General features: G+C 30.2%; 6 protein-coding genes and 1 pseudogene. 6 read left to right on the plus strand and 1 reads right to left on the minus strand.

Going from position 1 to position 6,665, the window contains the following annotated elements; all coding sequences use genetic code 11:
* The 3 genes and pseudogenes from IDG60_RS03915 to IDG60_RS03925 all read left to right on the plus strand — a co-directional run.
* Positions 1-950 (plus strand): NRAMP family divalent metal transporter (locus IDG60_RS03915; RefSeq protein WP_206160510.1); only part of this gene is annotated, 950 nt, incomplete at its 5' end.
* Positions 951-1,238: 288 nt separating this feature from the next.
* Positions 1,239-2,459 carry a Fic family protein gene (locus tag IDG60_RS03920; protein WP_000542318.1) on the plus strand — a complete coding sequence of 407 codons (1,221 nt, stop codon included), beginning with the start codon at positions 1,239-1,241 and terminating at the stop codon, positions 2,457-2,459.
* 763 nt (positions 2,460-3,222) lie between these two features.
* Positions 3,223-3,976: pseudogene (locus tag IDG60_RS03925) on the plus strand (exotoxin OB-fold domain-containing protein).
* A 201-nt stretch (positions 3,977-4,177) separates the two neighbouring features.
* Here IDG60_RS03925 and IDG60_RS03930 read toward each other — a convergent pair.
* Positions 4,178-4,447, minus strand: a complete 270-nt coding sequence (locus IDG60_RS03930; protein ID WP_000829749.1) for a hypothetical protein — start codon at positions 4,445-4,447, stop codon at positions 4,178-4,180.
* Positions 4,448-4,760: 313 nt separating this feature from the next.
* Here IDG60_RS03930 and mtnN point away from each other — a divergent pair, with 313 nt between their 5' ends.
* The 3 genes from mtnN to yqeH form a co-directional block, all read left to right on the plus strand.
* Positions 4,761-5,447, plus strand: a complete 687-nt coding sequence (gene mtnN / locus IDG60_RS03935) for a 5'-methylthioadenosine/S-adenosylhomocysteine nucleosidase (protein WP_000579275.1) — start codon at positions 4,761-4,763, stop codon at positions 5,445-5,447.
* Between the two features lie 19 nt (positions 5,448-5,466).
* Positions 5,467-5,994 carry a YqeG family HAD IIIA-type phosphatase gene (locus tag IDG60_RS03940; protein WP_000524903.1) on the plus strand — a complete coding sequence of 176 codons (528 nt, stop codon included), beginning with the start codon at positions 5,467-5,469 and terminating at the stop codon, positions 5,992-5,994.
* On the plus strand, positions 5,995-6,665 hold a 671-nt coding region (gene yqeH, locus IDG60_RS03945), incomplete at its 3' end, for a ribosome biogenesis GTPase YqeH (protein WP_206160511.1).

The following is a 6,665-nucleotide window of genomic DNA, read 5'->3' on the forward strand; positions in this document are numbered from 1 at the left end:
TTGGTACTGTTATCTCAATATTGATTGCATTTGGTGGTCTAGCTTTTAATATTGGTAATATTGCTGGTGCCGGTTTAGGTTTAAATGCAATTTTTGGATTAGATGTAAAATGGGGCGCAGCTATTACTGCAATCTTTGCAATATTAATCTTTGTAAGTAAAAGTGGCCAAAAAATTATGGACGTTGTTTCAATGATTCTTGGTATTGTGATGATTTTAGTTGTGGCATATGTGATGTTTGTTTCTAATCCACCTTATGGTGATGCTTTTGTGCATACATTTGCGCCAGAACATCCAATGAAATTAGTCTTGCCCATCATTACGTTAGTTGGTGGAACTGTAGGTGGTTATATTACCTTTGCAGGTGCACATCGTATATTAGACTCTGGCATTAAAGGTAAGCAATATTTACCATTTGTAAATCAATCAGCAATTGCTGGTATTTTAACTACAGGTATTATGAGAACGTTACTATTCCTAGCGGTATTAGGAGTTGTTGTAACAGGTGTGACACTAAGTTCTGAAAATCCACCAGCGTCAGTTTTTGAACACGCAATTGGACCAATTGGAAAGAATATTTTTGGTATTGTGTTATTTGCTGCAGCTATGTCATCAGTAATTGGCTCAGCATACACAAGCGCAACATTTTTAAAAACACTTCATAAATCACTTAACGAAAGAAGTAATTTAATTGTGATTGTGTTTATCGTTATTTCAACAATGATTTTCTTATTTATTGGAAAACCAATCAGCCTTTTAATTATAGCAGGCGCGATAAATGGATGGATTTTACCTATTACGTTAGGTGCAATTTTGATTGCAAGTAAAAAGAAATCAATTGTTGGTGATTATAAACACCCAAATTGGATGTTCATCTTTGGTATCGTTGCAGTACTTGTTACAATATTGACAGGTATATTCTCATTCAAAGAAGTACTTCAGTTATTTTAAAAGACATTTCGACTAATAGCATCACTGTAAATGTTGTTAGTATTAGGCAAGATATATTTTGATTTCCGGTGATTCATTTATAAAGCATAATTAGATATATTTTAAGGGAGAGTGGTGCATGACAAATGTACTGCTCTTTTTGTTGTGATGAAAAATCTTTTTCTATTGATTGAGAAAATAGTTATTTATATAGTTTTTAAAGAAAAAAAGTGATAATATTTAGCTAATCTAATGAAAATGGATTTATTGGACAAAAAATACATTTTAAATGAGTAGAGGAGGCTGCAAATGGGTTACAGAACTTTAAAAAGTATTTTTCATGAACACAATGAAAGTAAAATGAAGGAAGAGTATACTAAAAGATTTAATTCTTTAGCTTCTTTCAATACTAATATTAATATCATACCTATGGAAAATGGAAAAAAAGTTAATGATTTGGAATATCCTCTATTCTTTATGGTGACTAAAAATCTATCAAAAAAACAAGAATTAATATCAATTAATAGTAGAAAAATTGATAGAGCACTTAATTCTTTACCATATGCAGCTAGAGAACAATATTTTAATGATTTATTAATCGATGAATTACAAAGTACTAATGAAATTGAAAATGTATTTAGTACTAAACAAGAGATTGCACATGCGTTAAATAACCAAGCATCAGAATTTCTTAAGTTCAGAGGCCTCGTGGATCAATATAAAGAGATAGAACTTAATAAAAAAATTAAAGTTGATAATGTAAGAGACATTAGAGCGATTTATGATAAATTAGTTTCAAATGAAATTAACGAACAAGATAAGTTAGATGGAGAGCTATTTCGTAAAAATTTTGTCGGTGTGCATGATGGGTCAACGAATAAATATATACATGTTGGGTTACAACCTGAAACCAAAATTGTTGAATATATAGGTGAAATGCTAACATTTTTAAAATATTTTGATGCGCCTCAGCCGTTCAAAATCATGGCTAGTCATTATCTGTTTGAATATATACATCCTTTTTATGATGGCAATGGTAGAGTTGGAAGATTTATAATTGCCAAGCTCTTGAGTGATTATTATGATAATTATACTGCTTTGACATTTTCATATGTTATAAATAGAAATAAATCGAAATATTACAAGGCGTTTATGACTGCTTCAAATCATTTGAATTGTGGTGATTTGACGGAATTTATTGACACAATGCTTGAGCTATTGATAGCAGGACAAGAAAGAATACTTGATGAGTTAATACCAAAAATGGATGCGACTGAAAAATTAACGCTTTATTTAACTAGTCATTATAAACAGATAGATTATGAATTTTTGTATCTCCTTTCAATGGATAAATTGTTTGGAAATAAAAGAAATAGATTAACATTAATTGATTTAGAAAACATATTGGGAGTAGGAAGAGTAAAAATTAATAATACAATTAAAAAATATGATAACTACTTAGTTAAAATTAAAAGTAGACCAATAATTTATGAGATAAGTGATGAATTTCTAAATTCGATTATAAAATAAATATAATATGTGATTCAGCTATACTTATAGTATTTGTAAGATCGCGTAATTGCTTCATTGAAAAATATATTTGTTGAGAGTGGTGCATGACAAATGTACTGCTCTTTTTGTTGTGTATCAGTATTGTGATGTTTTAATGCGAATATTATATGAATCATTATGAAATTTAATAAAAATAAAAGAAATGATTATCATTTTTTCTGATATACTGTTAAACGGTTTGGAATTTTTATGTTTACACTGTATTGGTTGATATAACTCAACTAATAATTGCGAACAGGGTATTTCAAATTGGAAAGTATTATGAACGTGATACATAATCAAAATTGTAGGCTCAAGGGAGTGGGACAGAAATGATAAAGAGCCACTAATGATTTATTATGTAGTGGTTCTTACACATTAGCCACAGCTAATGTGTACTTAAAAATAGGAATACATGAGTAAAACTCATGTATAAGAAATACTAATTTCTATAGAAAAAGTATTTCTTTATCGTCGTCCCACCCAACTTGCACATTATTGTAAGCTGACTTTCCGCCAGCTTCTATGTTGGGGCCCCGCCCCAACTTGCATTGCCTGTAGAATTTCTTTTCGAAATTCTCTGTGTTGGGGCCCCTGACTAGAATTGAAAAAAGCTTGTTACAAGTGCATTTTCGTTCAGTCAACTACTGCCAATATAACTTCGTAGAGCATAGAACATTGATTTATGTCCCAGCCTGTTTATCATTTATGTCTCGCTCTCAAATGTAAATTAATAATTGTTTTGGGGGAGTTTGAAGTTAAATATTTAACAGGATTTATTTTAATATTATTGTTAGAAGGAATTTTTACAAATTCAGCGAGTGCAATCGAATATTCAGACTTACATCATAAAAGTAAGTTTGATTCAAAGCGTCTAAGTAATGCTAAGATGTCATTCATCAATCCAACTCAGCTTGAAAATAAAAACACAAACGATAGACTGTTGAAGCATGATTTGTTATTTCATGACATGTTCGTAAATGTTGCTTCGAAAAAGGATTTTAAAGTTGAATTCGAAAATGAGGCACTTTCAAAGAAATTTATAAATAAGAATATCGATATATATGCTGGAAGCTATAGCTATGAATGTCATGGGGGAGCAACCAATAAAACGCAATGTAGTTATGGTGGTGTTACTTTAAGTGACAATAATAAATAAGATGATTATAAGAATATACCTTCTAATTTATGGATTGACGGACATCAAACAGAAATAGAACTAACTGCAGTAAAAACGAAAAAAGAAAATTGTTACCATTCAAGAATTAGATGTTCAATTAAGAAATTATTTGAATGAGAAGTATAAGTTGTACGAACAAGGTGGCGACATTGTTAAAGGGTATGTTAAATATCATAATGATGATGAACAAAATATAGAATATAATTTTTATAATTTAAATGGTGAGTATGGTTATGAGGTATTAAAAATGTATGCTGATAATAAAACTATCAATAGAGACAAATTGCATTTAGATATCTATTTATTCAAATCATAATTTAATTAAGTTAATCATTAATAATCTTTGACAGTGAAATATAAAGTACCTGACATTATATTGTTACAAATGAAAACAGCAGTAAGGATGCTAACACTTAGAAAAGTCTTACTGCTATTTTCTATTAGAATTATCTTTAATGCACACAGGAATTCGATACGAAACAAATATGATTAACTGTGTAATTACAAAATAAAACTACTATAGTAAAAAGAAGATAAAGACGATGATAATAAATGCATCGAATATAATTTTCTTGATGTTTTTATCAACAACATCAGGTAAGGACATAAGTATAAATCCTAGAATTAGAGTGTAGCGACATATGTTCATAATTGTTGCTATAAACTCGATATTAAATGAAAACTTTAAAAATATACTTATAAATAAAATGACAAACGACGCAATTGCAATAAAACTGCCGTATGTAGCTATCTTTGTTACGAGACTATTTTGATTATTTTCAGCCATTGTAAAATCCTCTTATTTCATCATTATTATTTTAAACATATCATTTTCCTGTTATTTAATAAAGTTTCTTGACACGATTGGTTGATGTAATTGATATGATTAGTTTTTGAAAAATAGACAAATTAGAAGCATCGAATTCACTGTTATGAGTTCAAAAATAATTATTTATGATACCAAGTTATTGAAAGAGCTTTTTATAAAAATAAAGCAAAAGTTTTATACAGTAATGAAAATCATGATACTTGTCGTTGTAGTGATTAAAATGTGATAAAATAACAAATGCTAGGATTTTTTAAAAGAGGTGAATCAAAGGATGATTGGTATAATTGGTGCCATGGAAGAAGAAGTAACAATATTAAAAAATAAATTAACACAATTAAGCGAAATTTCAGTTGCACATGTTAAATTTTATACTGGCATTTTAAAAGATAGAGAAGTAGTGATTACCCAAAGTGGCATTGGAAAAGTTAATGCTGCAATTTCTACGACATTATTAATTAATAAGTTTAAACCGGACGTCATTATTAATACAGGTTCTGCTGGAGCTTTAGATGAAAGTTTAAATGTAGGTGACGTTCTTATAAGTGATGATGTAAAATATCATGATGCGGATGCAACAGCATTTGGTTATGAATATGGACAAATACCACAGATGCCGGTAGCATTTCAATCAAGTAAACCTTTAATAGAAAAAGTATCTCAAGTTGTACAACAACAACAATTAACAGCTAAAGTAGGCTTAATTGTAAGTGGTGATAGCTTTATCGGTAGTGTTGAACAACGTCAAAAAATTAAAAAAGCATTTCCAAATGCGATGGCGGTTGAAATGGAAGCAACTGCAATTGCACAAACATGTTATCAATTTAATGTACCATTTGTTGTAGTTCGTGCAGTTTCAGACTTAGCAAATGGAGAAGCGGAAATGAGCTTCGAAGCATTTTTAGAAAAAGCAGCTGTATCATCAAGTCAAACTGTTGAAGCATTAGTGTCTCAATTATAAAAAGGTAAAGGTGAGTTAAATGGGTTTAGTTCGCAAGTTTTTTATGCCGAATTCATATGTTCAATCAATATTTCAAATTGATTTAGACAAGTTAGTGGACAAAGGCGTTAAAGGTATTATTACAGATTTAGATAATACGCTAGTAGGTTGGGATGTTAAAGAACCTACAGAACGTGTTAAAGCATGGTTTAAGGAAGCTAATGAAAAAGGAATCACTATTACAATCGTGTCTAATAATAATGAGTCTCGTGTTGCTAGTTTTAGTCAGCATTTAGACATCGATTTTATTTTTAAAGCGAGAAAGCCAATGGGGAAAGCGTTTGATAAAGCAATAACTAAGATGAATATCAGACCAGATCAAACTGTTGTTATAGGTGACCAAATGCTTACTGATGTATTTGGTGGTAATCGTCGAGGTCTATATACAATTATGGTTGTTCCAGTTAAACGAACTGATGGCTTTATTACTAAGGTTAATAGATTAATTGAAAGACGATTATTACGTCATTTCAGTAAAAAAGGTTATATCACATGGGAGGAAAATTGATTGTCTGACATTTTAAAATGTATCGGTTGTGGTGCGCCACTTCAATCTGAAGATAAAAATAAACCTGGTTTTGTACCAGAGCATAATATGTTTCGTGATGACGTGATTTGCAGACGTTGTTTCCGCTTGAAAAATTATAACGAAGTTCAAGATGTAGGATTAGAAAGTGAAGACTTTTTAAAATTATTATCAGGACTTGCGGATAAAAAGGGTATTGTCGTCAATGTCGTGGATGTATTTGACTTTGAAGGATCATTTATTAATGCAGTTAAACGTATTGTCGGAAACAAAAAAATCATTTTAGCAGCAAATAAATTGGATTTATTGCCGAAACAAATTAATAAACGTCGAGTTAAAGAATGGTTAAAACGAACAGCAAGAAAATATGGTTTGGAAGCTGACGATGTCGTATTAATTTCAGCTGAAAAAGGCTGGGGCATAGACGACTTATTATCATCAATTGCGAATATTCGAGAAAATGAAGATGTGTATATTGTAGGGACAACGAATGTTGGGAAATCTACATTGATTAATAAACTGATTGAAGCTAGTGTTGGTGAAAAAGATGTAGTAACAACTTCAAGATTCCCTGGAACAACTTTAGATATGATAGATATTCCTTTAGATGAATCATCATTTATGTATGATACACCAGGTATTATTCAAGATCA

This window comes from Staphylococcus sp. EG-SA-2 (assembly GCF_017152085.1).

Bases quoted from the DNA above. Each gene is read 5' to 3' on its own strand.
- IDG60_RS03920 (WP_000542318.1), top strand. From the start codon at position 1,239: ATGGGTTACAGAACTTTAAAAAGTATTTTTCATGAACACAATGAAAGT.
- IDG60_RS03930 (WP_000829749.1), bottom strand. From the start codon at position 4,447: ATGGCTGAAAATAATCAAAATAGTCTCGTAACAAAGATAGCTACATAC.
- mtnN (WP_000579275.1), top strand. From the start codon at position 4,761: ATGATTGGTATAATTGGTGCCATGGAAGAAGAAGTAACAATATTAAAA.
- IDG60_RS03940 (WP_000524903.1), top strand. From the start codon at position 5,467: ATGGGTTTAGTTCGCAAGTTTTTTATGCCGAATTCATATGTTCAATCA.